At 40.0% G+C, this 17080-nt stretch carries 18 protein-coding genes, 1 tRNA gene, 1 rRNA gene and 1 other RNA gene; 20 read left to right on the top strand and 1 reads right to left on the bottom strand.

The window, feature by feature from the left end; genetic code table 11:
* Window positions 1-10 precede the first annotated feature (10 nt).
* The 13 genes from rrf (at window position 11) to NGI26_RS06340 (ending at window position 8499) form a co-directional block, all read left to right on the top strand.
* Window positions 11-126: ribosomal RNA gene (gene rrf / locus NGI26_RS06400) — 5S ribosomal RNA — on the top strand.
* A gap of 5 nt (window positions 127-131) precedes the next feature.
* Window positions 132-205: transfer RNA gene (locus NGI26_RS06395), tRNA-Asn, on the top strand.
* A 125-nt stretch (window positions 206-330) separates the two neighbouring features.
* Window positions 331-627: a sigma(X)-activator ComW gene (gene comW, locus NGI26_RS06390; protein WP_502961307.1), complete on the top strand. Its 297-nt coding sequence runs from the start codon at window positions 331-333 to the stop codon at window positions 625-627.
* Between the two features lie 240 nt (window positions 628-867).
* Window positions 868-2154 carry an adenylosuccinate synthase gene (locus tag NGI26_RS06385; RefSeq protein ID WP_251937812.1) on the top strand — a complete coding sequence of 429 codons (1287 nt, stop codon included), beginning with the start codon at window positions 868-870 and terminating at the stop codon, window positions 2152-2154.
* 199 nt (window positions 2155-2353) lie between these two features.
* Window positions 2354-2821 (top strand): tRNA adenosine(34) deaminase TadA, encoded by a 468-nt coding sequence (gene tadA / locus NGI26_RS06380; RefSeq protein WP_251937808.1) that lies wholly within the window; start codon window positions 2354-2356, stop codon window positions 2819-2821.
* Between the two features lie 32 nt (window positions 2822-2853).
* Window positions 2854-2952: signal recognition particle sRNA small type (gene ffs / locus NGI26_RS06375), an RNA gene on the top strand.
* A gap of 54 nt (window positions 2953-3006) precedes the next feature.
* On the top strand, window positions 3007-3450 hold the full coding sequence (locus NGI26_RS06370) for a dUTP diphosphatase (RefSeq protein WP_251937805.1): 444 nt from the start codon (window positions 3007-3009) through the stop codon (window positions 3448-3450).
* On the top strand, window positions 3410-3967 hold the full coding sequence (locus tag NGI26_RS06365) for a histidine phosphatase family protein (RefSeq protein ID WP_251937802.1): 558 nt from the start codon (window positions 3410-3412) through the stop codon (window positions 3965-3967). Before NGI26_RS06370 ends, NGI26_RS06365 begins: the two co-directional genes overlap by 41 nt.
* 13 nt (window positions 3968-3980) lie before the next feature.
* Window positions 3981-5342, top strand: a complete 1362-nt coding sequence (gene radA, locus NGI26_RS06360; RefSeq protein ID WP_080581389.1) for a DNA repair protein RadA — start codon at window positions 3981-3983, stop codon at window positions 5340-5342.
* A gap of 70 nt (window positions 5343-5412) precedes the next feature.
* On the top strand, window positions 5413-6108 hold the full coding sequence (locus NGI26_RS06355; RefSeq protein ID WP_251937799.1) for a TIGR00266 family protein: 696 nt from the start codon (window positions 5413-5415) through the stop codon (window positions 6106-6108).
* A 158-nt stretch (window positions 6109-6266) separates the two neighbouring features.
* Complete coding sequence (locus NGI26_RS06350; protein ID WP_251937796.1) at window positions 6267-6761, top strand: beta-class carbonic anhydrase; 495 nt, start codon at window positions 6267-6269, stop codon at window positions 6759-6761.
* Between the two features lie 214 nt (window positions 6762-6975).
* On the top strand, window positions 6976-7944 hold the full coding sequence (locus tag NGI26_RS06345) for a ribose-phosphate diphosphokinase (protein ID WP_251937792.1): 969 nt from the start codon (window positions 6976-6978) through the stop codon (window positions 7942-7944).
* A gap of 117 nt (window positions 7945-8061) precedes the next feature.
* On the top strand, window positions 8062-8499 hold the full coding sequence (locus NGI26_RS06340) for a CoA-binding protein (protein WP_214262546.1): 438 nt from the start codon (window positions 8062-8064) through the stop codon (window positions 8497-8499).
* A 28-nt stretch (window positions 8500-8527) separates the two neighbouring features.
* Here NGI26_RS06340 and NGI26_RS06335 read toward each other — a convergent pair whose 3' ends face one another.
* A complete protein-coding gene (locus tag NGI26_RS06335; RefSeq protein WP_251937788.1) occupies window positions 8528-9538 on the bottom strand; it encodes a YeiH family protein in 1011 nt (336 codons plus the stop codon).
* A 154-nt stretch (window positions 9539-9692) separates the two neighbouring features.
* Here NGI26_RS06335 and NGI26_RS06330 point away from each other — a divergent pair, with 154 nt between their 5' ends.
* The 7 genes from NGI26_RS06330 (at window position 9693) to purC (ending at window position 17028) form a co-directional block, all read left to right on the top strand.
* A complete protein-coding gene (locus NGI26_RS06330; protein WP_251937785.1) occupies window positions 9693-10862 on the top strand; it encodes a pyridoxal phosphate-dependent aminotransferase in 1170 nt (389 codons plus the stop codon).
* Window positions 10859-11629, top strand: a complete 771-nt coding sequence (gene recO, locus NGI26_RS06325) for a DNA repair protein RecO (protein WP_251937781.1) — start codon at window positions 10859-10861, stop codon at window positions 11627-11629. The genes NGI26_RS06330 and recO overlap by 4 nt, the downstream gene beginning before the upstream one ends.
* Entirely contained in the window at window positions 11626-12618 is a 993-nt protein-coding gene (plsX, locus tag NGI26_RS06320) for a phosphate acyltransferase PlsX (RefSeq protein ID WP_251937778.1), read from the top strand. Before recO ends, plsX begins: the two co-directional genes overlap by 4 nt.
* A gap of 10 nt (window positions 12619-12628) precedes the next feature.
* The gene (locus NGI26_RS06315) at window positions 12629-12865 is read left to right on the top strand and encodes an acyl carrier protein (protein ID WP_251937775.1); all 237 of its coding nucleotides are present in this window, start codon (window positions 12629-12631) and stop codon (window positions 12863-12865) included.
* A 211-nt stretch (window positions 12866-13076) separates the two neighbouring features.
* The gene (gene comA / locus NGI26_RS06310) at window positions 13077-15230 is read left to right on the top strand and encodes a peptide cleavage/export ABC transporter ComA (RefSeq protein ID WP_251937772.1); all 2154 of its coding nucleotides are present in this window, start codon (window positions 13077-13079) and stop codon (window positions 15228-15230) included.
* A 12-nt stretch (window positions 15231-15242) separates the two neighbouring features.
* A complete protein-coding gene (locus NGI26_RS06305) occupies window positions 15243-16160 on the top strand; it encodes an HlyD family efflux transporter periplasmic adaptor subunit (protein WP_251937768.1) in 918 nt (305 codons plus the stop codon).
* 160 nt (window positions 16161-16320) lie between these two features.
* Window positions 16321-17028 (top strand): phosphoribosylaminoimidazolesuccinocarboxamide synthase, encoded by a 708-nt coding sequence (gene purC / locus NGI26_RS06300; RefSeq protein ID WP_251937765.1) that lies wholly within the window; start codon window positions 16321-16323, stop codon window positions 17026-17028.
* Window positions 17029-17080 lie beyond the last annotated feature (52 nt).

The raw sequence follows: 17080 nt of genomic DNA, 5'->3' as shown, positions 1-17080 counted from the left end.
AGACTCAAAGTTAAGTGACGATAGCCTAGGAGATACACCTGTTCCCATGCCGAACACAGAAGTTAAGCCCTAGAACGCCGGAAGTAGTTGGGGGTTGCCCCCTGTGAGATATGGAAGTCGCTTAGCTGTTATCCGCCATAGCTCAGTTGGTAGTAGCGCATGACTGTTAATCATGATGTCGTAGGTTCGAGTCCTACTGGCGGAGTATTTAAACGTTCTAAGGAACGTTTTTTTTATAAGATTTTTTAGAACTTTTATTTTTGTATCTATCAATGCCTATTTTGTCTATTTTATGTTAGTTTAGCTTTTGATTCTTACTTTATAGGATTTATGTTCATTTTAGTGTTCCTTTCTGATAAACTTTTTTTATCAATAAGAAAGGTTTTTTATATGCTTCAAAAATACTACAATCGTTCTTTAGTTTTTCTAAAACAAGTTGAAGAAGAATATTCATTTTTTCTACAAAGTAATGATGAATGGGAATTACTTCATCTAAAATTTTTATTATATTACTTAATTCGTTTTAGGATAAAGAGTGAGAATGATTTTATTCTCTGTCACTTTAGAGCTGCATATCGTCTTTATCTCAATTATTTGCTTGGTCAGAATTTGAATTATTCATTTTAAATAAGTTTTCTTTCATTTTTTACGAACAATAATAATAAATTATTTAATTTTATATAGAATAAGCTAAATAATTGTTATTTTTCAATTTAAAAATAAAAGAAATCCCTAATCTTTTCTAGTGTTTATCCTTGATAAAATAAGCTTTTTTTCTTATAATAAATTGTAAGATATAATTGTGGGTGAGATTCCCACCATGTATATGAGAAAGGACGAGCCATTAGGCTCAGACGAAATTTTAATATGACTTCAGTTGTTGTTGTAGGAACCCAATGGGGCGATGAAGGTAAAGGAAAAATTACAGATTTTCTTTCAGCTAATGCGGAAGTGATTGCTCGTTACCAAGGTGGTGACAATGCAGGCCACACCATTGTTATTGACGGGAAAAAATTCAAATTACATTTGATTCCATCTGGGATTTTCTTCCCCGAAAAAATTTCCGTAATTGGTAATGGAATGGTTGTTAATCCAAAATCTCTCGTAAAAGAATTATCATATCTTCATGAGGAAGGCGTTACAACAGATAATCTACGTATTTCAGACCGCGCTCATGTTATTTTACCATACCACATCGAGTTGGATCGCTTGCAAGAAGAAGCTAAGGGCGATAATAAGATTGGGACTACAATTAAAGGGATTGGTCCTGCTTATATGGATAAGGCAGCTCGTGTTGGTATCCGTATTGCAGATCTTTTAGATAAAGAGATTTTCCGTGAGCGTTTAGAACGTAATCTTGCTGAAAAGAATCGTCAATTTGTGAAATTATATGATAGTACTCCTATGTCAGTTGATGAGATCTTTGAAGAATACTATGAATATGGGCAACAAATCAAGCAGTATGTGACGGATACTTCGGTTATTTTGAACGATGCACTTGATAATGGCAAACGTGTACTGTTTGAAGGGGCGCAAGGTGTCATGTTGGACATTGATCAAGGTACTTATCCATTTGTTACGTCTTCAAACCCTGTAGCTGGTGGTGTAACCATTGGTTCAGGTGTAGGCCCAAGTAAGATTGACAAGGTTGTAGGTGTATGTAAGGCCTATACTAGCCGTGTCGGAGATGGTCCTTTCCCAACTGAACTATTTGATGAAGTAGGGGATCGTATCCGTGAAGTGGGTCATGAATATGGAACAACTACTGGTCGTCCACGTCGTGTGGGTTGGTTCGACTCAGTTGTTATGCGACACAGTCGCCGTGTTTCAGGTATAACGAATCTTTCTTTGAACTCAATTGACGTTTTGAGTGGTTTGGATACAGTGAAAATCTGTGTGGCTTATGACCTTGACGGTCAACGTATTGACTACTATCCAGCAAGTCTTGAACAGTTGAAACGTTGCAAACCAATTTATGAAGAACTTCCAGGCTGGTTAGAAGATATCACAGGAGTTCGTAATTTAGAAGACCTTCCTGAAAATGCGCGCAACTATGTTCGTCGTGTAAGCGAGTTGGTAGGTGTTCGTATCTCTACATTCTCAGTAGGTCCAGGTCGTGAACAAACAAATATTTTAGAAAGTGTTTGGTCATAAGAGATTTTTAAGATTTGTTTAAGACAAGTCGGATATACTATAGACAGTTACAAGAAGACCTCCTAACTTGTTGTAACAAATTTCCTAAACTTTTCTTTTTCATAATAATCTCCCTATAAAGGTCACCGCATTCGGTGGCTTTTTTTGTCTCCAAAAACATGGTATAATGTTAGAATTGATAGCTAGGAAGAGAGAAAAAATGAATTATACGCTTGAAGAAAAAGAAGCTTTTATGAGAGAGGCCTTAAAGGAGGCAGAGATTGCTTTAGAGCATGACGAAATCCCAATTGGTTGTGTAATTGTTAAGGACGGAAAAGTCATTGGGAGAGGACACAATGCGCGCGAGGAGTTGCAACGTGCAGTCATGCATGCGGAAATTATGGCCATAGAGAATGCGAATTTAAGCGAAGAGAGTTGGCGCTTGCTTGATTGTACGCTTTTTGTGACCATTGAGCCCTGTGTTATGTGTAGCGGAGCTATTGGGCTTGCGCGGATTCCAAACGTTGTCTATGGGGCTAAGAATCAGAAATTTGGTGCAGCTGGAAGTTTGTACGATATTTTGACAGATGAGCGTCTCAATCATCGTGTGGAGGTTGAAACGGGGATTTTGGAAGATGACTGTGCAGAGATTATGCAGGACTTTTTCCGAAATCGACGTAAAAAATAATTTCTCTTTTAAAATATAGGGGAATGTGGTATAATAACTAGTGGAGCAACAGTTCTGCGTGAAGCGGGTCAGGGGAGGAATCCAGCAGCCCTAAGCGAGTGTGAATTGTGTGCTCTTTTTTCGTGCTTTTTTCGAATAAATAAGATAAAATAGCCTAGAATAAAAGATAATAGAAAAGAGAAAATATGAAAATTCGTGGATTTGAATTGGTTTCTAGTTTTACAGATGAAAACCTGTTGCCTAAGCGTGAGACAGCCCATGCGGCTGGCTATGACTTAAAGGTAGCAGAGCGCACGGTCATTGCATCAGGTGAGATCGTCCTCGTCCCAACTGGGGTCAAGGCTTATATGCAAGCGGGTGAGGTCCTTTATCTCTACGACCGTTCGTCCAACCCTCGCAAAAAAGGCCTGGTCTTGATCAACTCTGTGGGGGTTATTGATGGAGACTACTATGGAAATCCAGGGAATGAGGGACATATCTTTGCTCAGATGAAAAATATTACTGACCAGGAAGTGGTTCTTGAAGTTGGGGAACGTGTGGTTCAGGCTGTCTTTGCGCCTTTTTTAATTGCGGATGGAGATGAGGCAGATGGTGTTCGGACAGGTGGATTTGGTTCGACGGGGCACTAGGATGAAGATTATCTTTGTGCGTCATGGAGAGCCAGATTATCGCGAGTTAGAGGAACGCTCCTATACTGGATTCGGAATGGATTTGGCCCCCTTATCTGAGAAAGGAAGACAACAAGCTCAGGAACTTTATCAAAATCCTTTGTTTGGATCAGCTGATATACTGGTGTCTTCTGCAGTGACGCGAGCTTTGGAGACTGCTAGCTATGTGGCTCGTGCTACTGGACTTCCTTTGAGAGTAGAGCCTTTATTGCACGAATGGCAGGTCTACGAAACAGGTACAGAGAACTTTGAACGAGCTAGAACTCTATTTTTAGAACATAATGGGGCCATACTCCCAGATAGTCCAATCCATTATGAAACAGCTGTGGAGATGAAGACTCGTTTTCTAGAATGCATGGCTAAGTATCGGGAACATCAAACTGTGGTAGTTGTAGCCCATCGAATGCTCATGCGCCAATTTGTACCAGACGAGAAGATTGATTTTTGCCAAGTGATTGAATGTGAGATAGAAATTTAGAAAGAGGTTTATCATCGCAAAGAAAAAAGCGACATTTGTATGTCAAAATTGTGAGTACAATTCACCTAAGTATTTAGGACGTTGCCCCAACTGTGGGGCTTGGTCTTCCTTTGTCGAGGAAGTCGAAGTTGCAGAGGTCAAGAATGCGCGTGTTTCCTTGACAGGTGAGAAAACAAAGCCCATGAAACTGGCTGAAGTAACGTCCATCAATGTCAATCGAACTAAGACCGAGATGGAGGAGTTTAACCGAGTCCTTGGTGGCGGAGTGGTTCCAGGAAGTCTGGTCCTAATCGGGGGAGATCCTGGGATTGGGAAGTCCACTTTACTCCTACAAGTCTCGACCCAGCTGTCTCAAGTGGGAACAGTTCTCTATGTCAGTGGTGAGGAGTCTGCCCAGCAGATTAAACTTCGTGCAGAGCGATTGGGAGATATCGACAGTGAGTTTTACCTCTATGCAGAGACCAATATGCAGAGCGTACGAGCAGAAGTCGAACGTATCCAGCCTGATTTTCTCATCATCGACTCCATCCAGACTATTATGTCTCCTGAGATTTCTGGAGTTCAAGGGTCAGTTTCTCAAGTGCGGGAAGTAACTGCAGAACTGATGCAGCTGGCCAAAACCAATAACATTGCTATCTTTATCGTCGGCCATGTGACCAAGGAAGGAACCTTGGCGGGTCCGCGTATGTTGGAGCATATGGTGGACACGGTTCTTTACTTTGAAGGGGAGCGCCACCATACCTTCCGCATCTTGAGAGCAGTCAAAAATCGTTTTGGCTCGACCAATGAGATTGGAATCTTTGAAATGCAGTCAGGTGGTTTGGTTGAGGTTCTCAATCCTAGTGAGGTGTTTCTGGAAGAACGTTTGGATGGAGCAACTGGTTCGTCCATCGTTGTAACTATGGAAGGGACACGTCCGATTCTTGCTGAAGTGCAGGCCTTGGTGACGCCGACCATGTTTGGAAATGCTAAGCGTACGACGACAGGCCTTGACTTTAATCGTGCTAGCTTGATTATGGCTGTTTTGGAAAAACGGGCAGGTCTCTTGCTTCAAAATCAGGATGCCTATCTCAAATCGGCTGGTGGTGTCAAATTAGATGAACCTGCTATTGACCTGGCAGTTGCAGTTGCCATTGCTTCGAGTTACAAGGACAAACCAACCAATCCCCAAGAATGTTTTGTGGGAGAATTGGGCTTAACGGGAGAAATCCGACGGGTCAATCGTATCGAACAGCGCATCAATGAAGCTGCTAAACTTGGATTTACCAAGATTTATGTACCAAAGAATTCCTTGACAGGCATTAAGCCACCTAAGGAAATTCAGGTGATTGGGGTAACGACTATTCAGGAAGTCTTGAAAAAAGTATTCTCCTAATAGTGATGGTCAGTTTTAGATGATTCATTATTTTATTGCTAACATTTATTAAAACAAGGAGGAATTTCTGATGAAATTTTCTATAGATAGTCACATGCAATTTCCTTTGGTAGAGTTGTCACTCAATCAAGGAGAAACCGTCTTTATTCAGCGTGGTAGCATGGTCTACCATACACCCAATATCAGCCTCAACACCCAGCTTAATGCGAGTGGTTCTGGTTTGGGACGTTTTGTCAAAGCTGTGGGGCGTTCCATGGTTTCTGGCGAAAGTACCTTCATCACTCAAGCTGTTGCTGAGTCTGACAACGGAAATCTTGCTTTAGCACCAGATACTCCTGGTCAAGTGATTGCTCTTGAGTTAGGTGAAAAGCAGTACCGATTGAATGATGGTGCCTTTCTAGCTCTTGATGGTACGGCCTTCTATACAATGGAACGTCAATCCATTGGAAAAGCTCTGTTCGGAGGGCAAGGTGGTCTTTTTGTGATGACTACCCAAGGTCAGGGAACTCTTTTGGCCAATGCTTTTGGTTCGATTAAGAAAATTGAGCTACAAAACCACGAAATAACGATCGACAATGCCCATGTAGTGGCTTGGAGCCAATCTTTGGACTATGACATCCACTTAGAAAACGGCTTCTGGCAGTCTATCGGTACGGGTGAAGGGGTTGTTAATACTTTCCGAGGTACTGGTGAAGTCTATGTACAAAGTCTCAATCTTCAGAGCTTTGCAGGTTCACTCAATAAGTATATCCAAAAAGGATCATAAACATAAAACTAGGACAGAAGCCCAAGCTAGAAGCTGGATATCTCTGTTCTAGTTTTTTCAATGAAAGCTGAAAACTGACAAGACAAAGAAAAGATGGTAAGATAGGAGATAAATAATTTGGTGTTCAAATTATCTGGCAGACTAGAAAGTGAGTTGTTATGTCCTATTTTGAAAATTTTTTAAAAGCCAATCAAGCTTATGTAGAACTACATGGAGATTTGCACTTATCCATTAAACCAAAGACAAAGGTTGCAATCGTAACTTGTATGGACTCGCGTTTACATGTTGCACCAGCTCTAGGGTTAGCTCTTGGAGATGCCCATATTTTACGGAATGCGGGTGGTCGAGTGACGGAGGATATGATTCGTTCGCTTGTGATTTCCCAGCAACAAATGGGAACAAGAGAAATTGTGGTGCTCCATCATACAGACTGCGGCGCTCAAACCTTCAATAACGAGGATTTCCAAGAACATTTGAAATGTGAATTTGGAGTAGATGTATCTGGGCAGGACTTTTTACCGTTTCAAGACATCGATGAGAGTGTCCGTGAGGATATGAAGTTGTTGCGAGAATGCCCATTAATTCCTGAAGATGTTATTATTTCAGGGGCTGTTTACGATGTGGATACAGGGAGTATGAGAGAAGTATACTAACTTTATAGTTGAAAATTTCCAATGTGCCGTGAAGTAGGATGATAAGATTGACAAATGTTATCCTCAATATCACCAATATAAAATAGCACAAGACAAGAGTATAAAAGTCAACTCTTGTCTTATTTTTTATTGAAAAATTGAGAAAAAAGCGCTACAATGGTAGATGGAAAATGTTGCAACAAACACAAGTGATACATAAATACCGGAGGAAATCATGTCTTTTTCTGATTTAAAGCTGTTTGCCCTTTCTTCAAATAGAGAATTGGCAGAGCGTGTGGCGCAAGAGATTGGGATAGAGTTAGGGAAATCGACTGTTCGTCAATTTTCAGATGGAGAAATTCAAGTTAACATCGAAGAATCTATCCGAGGGAAACATGTCTTTATCCTACAATCAACGAGCTCACCAGTAAATGATAACCTACTAGAGATTTTGATTATGGTAGATGCTCTGAAGCGTGCCAGTGCAGAATCTGTCAACGTTGTTATGCCTTATTATGGTTATGCACGTCAGGATAGAAAGGCAAGAGCGCGTGAGCCAATCACTGCAAAACTCGTTGCAAATATGCTTGAAGTTGCTGGTGTAGATCGTTTGTTGACAATTGACTTGCACGCTGCACAGATTCAGGGATTCTTTGATATTCCGGTTGATCACTTGATGGGTGCTCCATTGATTGCAGATTACTTTGAGCGTCGTGGCATGGTTGGTTCCGACTATGTCGTTGTCAGTCCGGACCATGGTGGGGTGACTCGTGCTCGTAAACTAGCAGAATTTTTGAAAACTCCAATTGCCATTATTGATAAACGTCGTAGCGTGGACAAGATGAATACCAGTGAAGTGATGAACATCATTGGTAAGGTAGAAGGCAAGACTTGTATCTTGATTGACGATATGATCGATACAGCTGGAACTATTTGTCATGCGGCAGATGCTCTTGCAGAAGCTGGTGCTGTCGAAGTTTACGCAAGCTGTACGCATCCAGTTCTTTCAGGGCCTGCTATGGATAATATCCAAAAATCAGCGATTAAAAAATTGGTTGTTTTGGATACTATCTACCTACCAGAGGAACGTTTAATTGATAAGATTGAACAAATTTCTATCGCTCATCTCTTGGCAGATGCGATCATCCGTATCCACGAAAAACGTCCTCTTTCTCCATTATTTAGTATCGAGAAAAAAATCTAATTTTTCACTTGAATAAATGAATTTCCTAGCGGACTTTCTCCTGCTAGGAAATTTTTTGTAGCCAAAGACTGCAAGCCTTTTCAAAATGTGCTATACTGATGAAAAAGGAGGGTTTCTATGACTCAAGAATTTATCAATCCAAGTGATGGTGTAGTCCGTCAGTATCTAGCGACTAGTAAAACCTTAGCCGTAGTGGGCTTGTCTGACCGCGAGGAAACAACTAGTAATCGAGTGACCAAGGAAATGCAGGCTCGTGGTTATAAAATTATTCCAGTTAATCCCAAGGCTGCAGGTGGTCAAATCTTGGGAGAAAAGGCTTATGCCAGCTTAGCTGAGATTCCTTTTCCTGTAGACATTGTCAATGTTTACCGACGTAGTGAATTTCTACCGGATGTAGCGCGTGATTTTCTTAAAGCGGATGCTAAGATTTTTTGGGCGCAACTAGGGCTTGAAAGTTTGGAAGCAGAAGAAATCTTGCGTGCTGGAGGATGCGATGATATCGTGATGAATCGTTGCATAAAGAGAGAACATACACGCTTAATTCTTGAACAATAAAAAGGTAGCCTGTGGGCTACCTTTTGTCTTAGAAAATACCAATAAGTGTTTGCATACCCAGACTAGTTAGGATGATGGCAATCCAGCAAAGAGCTCCGAGAAGAATGGCTTGTCCACTGGATTTGATTAATCCAATGAGATTGGTTTTGAGGCCGATAGCACTCATAGCCATGACGATAAGGAATTTGGAGAGTTGCTTAAGAGGGGTAAAGATACTACCGGACACACCGAGAGAGGTAAGGAGAGTCGTTAAGAGAGAGGCTAAGATAAAGTAAAGGATAAAAAGTGGGAAGACTTTTTTTAGTTGGAAACCCTGACTATTTTTTTGTTGGCGACTTTGCCAGTAGGAGAGAAAGAGAGTGATAGGAATAATGGCAAGGGTGCGTGTGAGTTTAACAATAGTTGCAGACTCAAGGGTATTGGTCTGGTAGAGACTGTCCCATGCGCTGGCTGTGGCCGTTACAGAAGAAGTATCGTTGACTGCGGTTCCTGCAAAGAGGGCAAAGCCTTCGTTGGATAGGTGAAGCCAGGTTCCTAGAGTTGGAAAGATGAGTGCCGCTAAGACATTGAAGAAAAAGATAACGGAAATGGCTTGGGCGACTTCTTTTTCCTTGGCATGGATAACGGGTGCTGTCGCAGCAATGGCAGAACCACCACAGATCGAAGACCCCACTCCAATCAAGGTAGCTAGCTTTGTATCAAGGGTAAAAAAGCGTTGGAACAGATAGGCTACAATCAAAGCAATAGAAATAGTAGAGAGGATGACAGGGAGAGATGATTTTCCAACTGCGAAAATTTGTGAGATATTGAGACCAAAACCAAGTAAGATAACGGCATACTGAAGCAGTTTTTTGGAGCTATAAGTCAAGCCGGCTTCCAGTTGTGTATAGGAAGTGAGAAAAGGATGGAGGAGCATCCCTGCAAAAATCGCAAAGACAGGTGCTCCGATGACAGGAAAGAAACCTCCTAGGTACCAGGATATGATAGAAATGAGAAGGCAGGCCAAGATTCCTGCCCAATTTTTTGATAGAAATGACATAAAAACCTCCGAAAATAAGCACTTCTTATTATAATCTTGTCCATCAGAAAAGTAAAATAGAAAGTGAGAAGAAGGTTGCAAATAAATGGAATTTTGCGGTCAGGGAGCTTTTGTAGTATAATAGATATATGTTCTTTGATCAAGGAGGATATCTATGGACCTAACCAAACGCTTTAACAAACAACTAGATAAGATTCAAGTTTCCTTGATTCGTCAATTTGATCAGGCGATTTCAGAGATTCCTGGAGTCCTGCGATTGACCTTGGGAGAACCAGATTTTAAAACACCAGATCATGTGAAGGAGGCTGCAAAGCGGGCCATCGACCAAGACCAATCCTACTATACAGGGATGAGCGGTTTGTTGACCTTACGCCAAGCGGCTAGTGATTTTGTAAAAGAAAAATACCAGTTGGACTATAATCCAGAGAATGAAATCTTGGTCACAATTGGTACGACAGAGGCTTTATCAGCCACTCTGACAGCTATTTTGGAGGAAGGAGACAAGGTTCTCTTGCCAGCTCCTGCCTATCCTGGCTATGAGCCAATAGTTAATCTAGTTGGTGCAGAGATTGTCGAGATTGATACGACTGAGAATGGTTTTGTCTTAACTCCAGAAATGCTAGAAAAAGCGATTTTAGAGCAAGGTGACAAGCTCAAGGCAGTTATTCTCAACTATCCAGCCAACCCTACAGGAATTACTTATAGTCGCGAGCAATTAGAAGCCTTGGCAGCTGTTTTACGCAAGTATGAGATTTTCGTAGTCTGTGATGAAGTCTACTCAGAATTGACCTATACAGGGGAAAATCATGTATCTTTGGGAACTATGTTGAGAGATCAGGCAATTATCATTAACGGTCTTTCTAAATCCCATGCCATGACAGGTTGGCGTTTAGGCTTTATCTTTGCACCAGCAAACTTTATAGCCCAGTTGATTAAGAGTCACCAGTATTTGGTAACCGCTGCAAACACCATGGCGCAACATGCTGCAGTAGAAGCCTTAACAGCTGGTAAGAACGATGCAGAACCCATGAAGAAGGAATATATCCAGCGTCGGGACTATATTATCAACAAGATGACTGACCTTGGTTTTGAGATTATCAAACCAGATGGGGCTTTTTATATCTTTGCTAAGATTCCGGCAGGCTATAATCAAGATTCCTTTGCTTTTCTCAAGGATTTTGCCCAGAAGAAGGCTGTTGCTTTTATCCCTGGTGCTGCCTTTGGACAGTATGGAGAAGGCTATGTTCGCCTATCTTATGCAGCTAGCATGGAAACGATCAGGGAAGCTATGAAACGACTTGAGGAGTACATGAGAGAAGCATGATTCAATCGATTACGAGTCAGGGTCTAGTACTTTACAATCGAAACTTTCGAGAGGATGATAAGCTTGTTAAAATCTTTACAGAACAGGCAGGCAAGCGTATGTTTTTTGTGAAACACGCTGGCCAATCCAAACTAGCCCCTGTCATTCAACCTTTAGTTTTAGCCCATTTTCTCCTAAAAGTCAATGATGATGGTCTCAGCTATATAGAAGATTATCATGAGGTAAAGACTTTTCCGAAAATCAATAGCGACCTCTTTGCTATGGCCTATGCGACCTATGTTGCGGCCTTGGCAGATGCGAGTTTGCAGGATAATCAAGAAGATGCTCCCTTATTTGCTTTTTTACAAAAGACTTTAGAGCTGATGGAAGATGGTCTGGATTATCAAGTCTTGACTAATATTTTTGAAATTCAGATTTTAACTCGTTTTGGAATCAGTCTTAATTTTAATGAGTGTGCTTTTTGTCACCGTGTGGGTCAAGCCTTTGACTTTTCCTTCAAATATGGTGGTTGCCTTTGTCCAGAGCATTACCATGAAGATGAGAAACGATGTCATCTAAATCCCAATATTCCTTATCTGCTCAATCAATTTCAGGCTATTGATTTTGACACTCTAGAGACTATTTCTCTTAAGTCAGAAATCAAGCAAGAATTGCGTAAGTTTATGGACCAGATTTACGAAGAGTATGTTGGAATTCACCTAAAATCAAAGAAGTTTATTGATTCCCTAGCAGATTGGGGACAACTACTGAAAGAGGAAAACAAATGAAAAAAATCGCAGTAGATGCAATGGGTGGTGATTACGCACCACAAGCCATCGTTGAGGGTGTTAACCAAGCCCTTGCTGACTTTTCAGATATTGAGATTCAACTTTATGGAGACGAAAGTAAAATCAAACAATATCTAACAGCCGCAGAGCGTGTCAGCATTATCCATACAGATGAAAAAATAAATTCTGATGACGAGCCTACAAAAGCTATCCGTAAGAAGAAAAACGCCAGCATGATATTGGCGGCCAAGGCTGTCAAAGATGGAGAGGCAGATGCTGTTCTTTCTGCAGGAAATACAGGCGCTTTGCTAGCTGCAGGATTCTTTATCGTTGGCCGTATCAAAAATATCGATCGACCAGGTCTTATGTCAACCTTACCAACAGTTGATGGGAAAGGCTTTGATATGCTTGACCTTGGTGCCAATGCAGAAAATACAGCCCATCACCTTCATCAATATGCAATCCTAGGATCCTTCTATGCCAAAAATGTTCGTGGAATTGAAAATCCTCGTGTAGGTTTGCTTAATAACGGGACAGAGAGCAGCAAGGGAGACCCACTTCGTAAGGAAGCTTATGACTTGCTAGCAACTGATGAGTGCTTGAACTTTATCGGTAATGTGGAAGCGCGTGATTTGATGGATGGAGTCGCTGATGTAGTTGTAACAGATGGTTTCACGGGAAACGCTGTGCTCAAAGCTATTGAAGGTACCGCTATGGGTATCATGGGTTTGCTTAAAAATGCTATTGTAGGTGGTGGTCTTAGAGCCAAACTAGGTGCATTCCTTCTTAAAGACAATCTCAGAGGTTTGAAAAAACAGCTTAACTATTCAGATGTTGGGGGAGCGGTTCTGTTTGGTGTTAAGGCACCGGTGGTTAAGACTCATGGTTCAAGTGATGCCAAGGCTGTCTATAGCACCATACGCCAAATTCGTACCATGCTTGAGACAGATGTAGTTGCCCAAACTGCGCGTGAATTTTCAGAGGAATAAGGAGAATAATATGACAGAACAACAAATTTTCGACCGTATCGTGACTATCATCCAAGAGCGTCAAGGGGAAGACTTTGTCGTAACCGAAAACTTGAGCTTAAAGGATGATTTAGATGCTGATTCAGTAGATTTGATGGAATTTGTCCTAACAATTGAGGATGAGTTTGGAATCGAAATCGATGATGAAGAAATTGACAACCTCCAAAGTGTCGCAGACGTATTAGAAATTATCAAAAATAGAATATAAGAAAAAGCAACATGTCTTGCATGTTGCTTTTTTGATTGTGTGGAATATTTATTTTAACGAATTATAAAATCCATATGCTTGCTTAAACTTTTAAAAGTGCTATTTGGGTGTAGATACTGTTTTTTTAGAAAGAGTTATCAATTTCTTATTTTGTTTGGCTAAAATAATCTTACAGAACTTTTAATTAGGTTGTTAAGAAAAGGATAAGAATATGAAATTCAGAAAAAAACACTATCGCTCACAGATGGATCAGAAGGACTGTGGAGTGGCTTCATTGGCCATGGTGTTTGGCTGTTTTGGAAGCCATTATTCATTAGCACGTCTGCGTGAATTAGCCAAAACGACTATAAATGGGACGACAGCTTTGGGTCTGGTGAAGGCTGCGGAAACATTAGGTTTTGAGCCACAAGCCATTCAAGCAGACATGACTTTATTTGATTCTCCAAATTTAATCTTTCCTTTTGTGGTTCACGTGCTTAAGGACAAAGAATTATATCATTATTATGTAGTGACAGGGATGGATAAGCAGAATATCCATATAGCTGACCCAGATCCAGAGGTTAGATTGACCAAACTATCGCGTGAAAGATTTGAAGAAGAATGGACAGGGACAACTATCTTTGTGGCTCCCTCCCCAAATTATCAGCCACATAAGGACAAGAATCAGGGTTTGACTTCTTTTCTGCCTATTTTGATAAATCAGAAAGGTTTAATCACCAATATCATATTAGCGACCGTTCTAGTAACCTTGATTAACATCGTTGGTTCATACTATCTACAATCTATTATTGATACCTATGTACCGAATCAGACATCTTCGACCCTAAGTATTATTTCTATATGCCTTGTTATCGTTTATGCTCTTCAACAGATTTTGTCTTTTGCTCAAGATTACCTTTTAATTATCCTTGGGCAACGTCTATCGATTGATGTTATTTTATCTTATATCAAACATATTTTTAATCTACCTATGTCTTTTTTTGTGACTCGACGGACGGGGGAAATCGTGTCACGATTTACAGATGCTAATAGTATCATAGATGCCTTGGCTTCAACCATTATTTCAATTTTTTTGGATATATCTATGATGTTGATGATTTCCATAATTTTGTTTTTGCAAAATAGTAATCTCTTTTTCATGAGCTTATTGGGGCTTCCTATTTATGCTGTGATTATTATTGCTTTTATGAAACCTTTTGAAAAGATGAATCGGGATACCATGGAAGCAAATGCAACCCTATCATCTTCTATTATAGAGGATATTAATGGTATTGAAACGATTAAATCCTTAGCTAGCGAAAAAACACGCTACCAAAAGCTTGATAGGGAATTTGTGGACTATCTGAAAAGATCCTTTACTTATAGCAGAGCAGAAAGTCAGCAAAAAGCTCTTAAAAAATTTGTTCAACTGTTGCTAAATGTCTGCGTATTATGGATGGGTGCTAATTTCGTTATGGATGGGAAGATGAGTTTGGGCCAGTTGATTACGTATAATACACTTCTTTATTATTTCACCAATCCTCTAGAAAACATCATCAACCTTCAGAGTAAGCTCCAAACAGCTCAAGTTGCTAATAGTCGTCTCAACGAGGTGTATCGGGTCAACTCTGAGTTTGAAGGACAGAAAATGGTAGAGGATTTGAGTATGGTTCAAGGAGATATGACTTTTAAGGGAATTCACTACAAGTATGACTATGGTCAAGATATCTTATCGGATATCAATTTGAACATCAAAGATGGCTCTAAAATAGCTCTTGTAGGAGTTTCAGGATCAGGGAAGTCGACCTTGGCTAAGATGATGGTTAATTTTTTCAACCCAAGTCAGGGAGAAATCAGACTGGGAGGTATGAATTTAAATCAGATTGATAAAAAGTCTCTGCGCAAACATATCAACTATTTACCTCAACAACCTTATGTATTTAATGGGACAATTTTAGAAAATCTTCTCCTTGGAGCCAAGGAGGGTACGACTCAGGAGGATATACTACGTGCAGTTGAGCTAGCAGAAATTCGTGAAGATATTGAGCGTATGCCCTTGAATTACCAGACAGAATTGACTTCTGATGGGACAGGAATCTCTGGTGGTCAACGCCAGAGGATTGCGTTGGCGCGTGCTCTCTTGACAGATGCCCCTATCTTGATTCTGGATGAGGCGACGAGTAGTCTAGATATCTTAACAGAGAAACGGATAGTGGACAATCTCATGAATCTAGATAAGACCTTGATTTTCATCGCTCATCGTTTGACTATTGCTGAACGGGTGGAGAAAGTTGTTGTTTTGGATCGAGGTAAGATTGTAGAAGAAGGCAATCATGCTGACTTGCTTGCTCGAAATAGTTTTTATGCTCATTTAGTTAACTGTTAGAAAGGAGAAAGAATGTACCTTGAATTTTTAGAAAGTGCGGAATTTTATAATCGACGTTATCATAATTTTTCCAGTCGAGTGATTTTTCCTATGTCACTTTTGGTAGTGTTTATGTTTGGATTTGCAATGTTTGCAGAAAAGGAAATAAGTTTATCTTCGAAAGCTACAGTTGAACCTAGTCGTATCATTGCTAATATCCAGTCAAGTAGTAATCGGCGGATGGTAATTAATTATCTAGAAGAGAACAAACAGGTGCAACAAGGAGATTTACTTGTTCAGTATCAGGAATTAGGTGATGTACTTCAGGATGAAACCAATGCTAGTCAGTTGGAGAATTTTAGAGACTATCAAAGTAAAACAAGTAATCTTAAGAATGGTGTTACACGGGAAAATATAGGTCTTTCTTCTCAGAATTCTTCGACTGTACAAGAGCAGATAGATTTTGAACAAGATGATTTAGAAGTAAAAATAGGGGAAAAAAGCCAAACTAGTTTACTCGAAAGAGGAACAATAAGAGCCAAGGAGGACGGAGTTCTTTATCTCAATCCTGAAAGGAATCAATCTGCGGTAGTCACAGAAGGAACATTACTTGCTAAATTATATCCACTATTAGATAGAGAAGGAAGAGCAAAATTGACGGCCTATCTTAGTTCAAAAGATATTGTGGGAATCAAGATTGGAGATTTTGTGCGCTTTACCACGACTAATGCCACCAATGATCAAGTGAGACTTGTTTCTACTATCACTAGTATTGATACAATTGCAACCAAAACTGACCAAGGAAATTTCTTTAAAATAGAAGCGGAAACAAAAATAACTCGAGAACAAGCTGAAAATCTTAGGTATGGTTTAGAAGGCAACTTACAAATAATCACAGGCAAGAAAAGTTATTTACGCTATTATTTGGATGATTTTTTGAATAGGGAATAAGGTTCACTTTTTTAAATAATATTTTAAAACTGTAATTCTAAAAGGATTTACAATTCTTATCAAACTCAAAGGGAGAATACGTTTTCGTTCGCAAAATATTTGATTTTTGCTTGTTTTTGTGTTAGAATGAGGCAAAGTAATACGAAAGGCGAATGATAAAATGTCCAGTAAACTTATTTATACGGGAAAAGCTAAAGATATCTATACTACAGAAGACGAAAATGTGATTAAGTCGGTCTACAAGGACCAGGCAACTATGCTGAATGGAGCTCGCAAAGAGACCATTGAGGGTAAAGGTGTGCTGAATAATCAGATTTCGTCTCTTATTTTTGAAAAATTGAATGCTGCGGGTGTGGCTACTCACTTTATCGAACGTATCTCCGATACAGAACAACTCAACAAGAAAGTGACTATTATTCCTTTAGAAGTTGTTCTTCGTAACGTGACTGCGGGTTCTTTCTCAAAACGTTTCGGTGTTGAAGAAGGTTTGGACTTGAAAACTCCAATCGTTGAATTTTACTACAAAAACGATGATTTGGATGATCCATTTATCAATGATGAGCATGTGAAGTTTTTGGATATTGCCAACGATGAGCAAATTGCTTATATCAAGGAAGAAACTCGCCGTATCAATGAATTGCTGAAAGATTGGTTTGCACAAATTGGTCTTCGTTTGATTGACTTCAAATTGGAATTTGGTTTTGATAAGGATGGTAAGATTATCTTGGCAGATGAATTTTCACCAGATAATTGTCGTCTTTGGGATGCTGAAGGTCATCATATGGACAAGGATGTTTTCCGTAGAGACTTGGGTAGTCTGACAGACGTTTATAAGGTTGTCTTGGAGAAGTTGAAGGGCTTGAAGTAAAGTTTTACTTGGTCGTCACTACAGTCTTTAAGTAGAAATAGATAAAGGAACT

The sequence above is a fragment of the Streptococcus sp. Marseille-Q0941 genome, assembly GCF_943736975.1.
Classification (GTDB): Bacteria; Bacillota; Bacilli; order Lactobacillales; family Streptococcaceae; genus Streptococcus.
The sequence above is the reverse complement of the archived record's forward strand: the minus strand, read 5'-3'. Positions and strand labels throughout refer to the sequence as shown.